The organism is Facivitalis istanbulensis (genome assembly GCF_040560405.1).
Lineage (GTDB): Bacteria > Pseudomonadota > Alphaproteobacteria > Sphingomonadales > Sphingomonadaceae > Sphingomonas > Sphingomonas istanbulensis.
Genome location: NZ_JAVSCQ010000077.1, coordinates 1 through 844, shown reverse-complemented (window position 1 = coordinate 844; position 844 = coordinate 1). Strand labels below are relative to the sequence as shown.

Below are 844 nucleotides of genomic sequence, written 5' to 3'. Positions count from 1 at the left end.
CTTGGGAAAGAACGGCCGAAGCCGCTTCATCTGATCGTCCGTCAGCCAAAACAGGTCGCTCATATCGGTCTCCTTGCGGAGCCTGAATCAGATCACGGCGCTCACATCAATGGGTCCTGACCCTAGCTATGCGAACGCTGGTCAGATTCTTCCGCCTTTTAAAACTGAGCAATATGAGGCGGGTGTTAAAGTAGATTGGGGAAGCCTCAAATCAACGCTCAGTGTTTTCCGGATTACGCAGCCGAGCCTTCTGGATAAAAGCGGCTCTCCCCTGCCTACGCAGACCGTGGATGGAGAGCAAGTCAATCGGGGGGTCGAGCTTAATTTGTCGGGTCAATTGACACCGCGATTGCGCTTGCTCGGCGGCGCAATGCTGCTCGATCCTAAGCTCAGGAAAACAAGTAATCCCGTGAATAATGGTAAAACAGCGCCCGGCGTTCCACAGTTCCAGGGGAATCTCGCTGCTGAGTGGGATGCACCTTTTTTACAGGGCCTGACAATCACGGGTCGTGTAACATACACTGGGAGTGAATATCTACGGGAGGGCGCTCTATATTATCGACTATCCGACGTGACCCTTTTTGACTCCGGTTTGAGATATACCTTTGAGCGCGCCAATGCTCTTCCGGTCACCATCCGGTTCAACGTGAACAATATGTTCAATAAGTCCTACTGGCGATTCGACGGCCTCAGTAATTGCTGTCTTGTCGCCTCAAGGCCTAGGGTCAGGACTCGTTGATCACAGCCAGAAGATGACGGTTGCAGCGAGCGCGATGGCGGAGAGGAAGACGGTCGGGCACCGATCGTAGCGGGTGGCGACGCGGCGCCAGTCCTTCAGGCGTCC

At 54.4% G+C, this 844-nt stretch carries 1 protein-coding gene and 1 pseudogene; one reads left to right on the top strand and one right to left on the bottom strand.

The genetic code is table 11. From position 1 onward, the window contains the following. Positions 1-73 precede the first annotated feature (73 nt). Entirely contained in the window at positions 74-739 is a 666-nt protein-coding gene (locus RN629_RS18225; RefSeq protein ID WP_407036492.1) for a TonB-dependent receptor domain-containing protein, read from the top strand. On the opposite strand, the pseudogene RN629_RS18220 reads toward RN629_RS18225, so the two are convergent. Then, a pseudogene (locus RN629_RS18220) lies at positions 740-844 on the bottom strand (IS5/IS1182 family transposase); the annotation flags it as partial.